General features: G+C 67.4%; 2 protein-coding genes. Both read left to right on the top strand.

What is annotated here, in order from left to right; genetic code table 11:
- Positions 1 to 933, top strand: a 933-nt coding sequence (locus tag C2865_RS39020; RefSeq protein ID WP_106403816.1) for an ATP-binding cassette domain-containing protein, incomplete at its 5' end; no start/stop codon positions are given.
- Positions 930 to 1,582, top strand: a 653-nt coding sequence (locus C2865_RS39015) for an ABC transporter permease (RefSeq protein ID WP_106403815.1), incomplete at its 3' end; no start/stop codon positions are given. The genes C2865_RS39020 and C2865_RS39015, both read left to right, overlap by 4 nt.

Genomic DNA, 1,582 nt, shown 5'->3' with positions numbered 1-1,582 from the left:
GGCGAGAGGAATGCCCTGGACGGGTTGAGCTTCTCCGTTCCGCAGGGGACGGTGCTGGCCTTGCTGGGTCCGAACGGTGCGGGTAAGACCACGACGGTGCGGGTGCTGACGACGCTGCTGCGTCCCGACGGTGGCCGCGCCATCGTCGCCGGGTGCGATGTGGTGCGTGAGGGCGCACGGCTGCGTTCGCGTATCGGCTTGTCGGGTCAGTATGCGGCGGTCGATGAGCATCTGACGGGTGTGGAGAACCTGGAGATGGTCGGGCGTCTCTATCATCTGGGTGCCGAACGCAGCAGGGTGCGTGCCCGTGAGCTGTTGGAGCGTTTCGATCTCGTCGAAGCGGGTGACCGGCCGGTGAAGGGTTACTCCGGTGGGATGCGTCGCCGTATCGATCTGGCCGGAGCGCTGGTCGCTGATCCGTCGGTGCTGTTCCTGGATGAGCCGACCACGGGTCTGGACCCCCGTGCCCGTGCCGCGTTGTGGGACACGATCTCCGAGCTTGTCGCGGGCGGTACCACGTTGTTGCTGACGACCCAGTACATGGAGGAAGCCGATCGTCTCGCCGACCGGATCCTGGTGGTCGACCAGGGCCGCGCCATCGCCCAGGGCACCCCTGACGAACTCAAAGACCAGGTCGGCGGCAACCGCATCGAGCTGACCGTGACCGACGCCGCCGATCTGGAGACCGCCCGGCGGATCCTCGAACGGCTCCCCGTCGGCACCATCCGGATCGTGCCGGAGTCGCTTCAGCTGATCATCTCGGTCATCGACGGCCCTGAATCGTTGCGCCTGGTTCTGGGCTGGCTGGCCGATGCGGGGGTCCGGGTGCGCGATGCCGGGCTGCGCAGGCCCACCCTCGACGACGTCTACCTCACCTTGACCGGCCGCCGGACGTCCGGCGCCGACCCGCAGCTCCAGGAGACCACCCGATGAACGCGCTCATCCTGCCCGTCGTCGACGGCTGGACCATCGCCAAGCGCAACACCCTGAAGATCAGGCGGTCGCCGGACCTCTTCATGGGCGCCGCCATGCTCCCGATCGTGCTCGTGCTGCTCTTCGCCTACGTCTTCGGCAGCGCCATCGAAGTGCCGGGAATGTCCTACCGGGAGTACCTGCTCCCCGGCATCTTCGTCCAGGCCGTCATCATCAGTGCCCAGATGACCGGCTACACCCTGACCCTGGACCTGCAGAAGGGCATCTTCGACCGGTTCCGCTCCCTGCCCATGGCCCCCTCCGGCGTGCTGATCGGCCAGACCGTCAGCGACCTGCTGCTGAACCTCGCCAGCCTGATCGTCATGGCGGTGATGGGACTGATCGTCGGCTGGCGGGTGAACACCTCCCCGGGCGAGGCGGTCCTCGGGTTCGGTCTGCTGCTGCTGTTCGCCTACGCCTTCTCCTGGCTCACCGCCACGGTCGCGCTGGCCCTGCGCACTCCGGAGAGCTTCAGCAGCATCGCCAACATGATCGCCCTCCCGCTGGTGTTCATCTCCAACGCCTTCCTCGACAGCTCGAAACTGCCCACGCCCCTGCGCGTCGTCGCGGAGTGGAACCCCGTCTCCACCTTCACCCAGGCGGCCCGCGA

Origin of the sequence: Actinocorallia populi, from assembly GCF_002995495.1 — a bacterium.
GTDB classification, from domain to species: domain Bacteria; phylum Actinomycetota; class Actinomycetes; order Streptosporangiales; family Streptosporangiaceae; genus Actinocorallia; species Actinocorallia populi.
The sequence above is the reverse complement of the archived record's forward strand: the minus strand, read 5'-3'. Positions and strand labels throughout refer to the sequence as shown.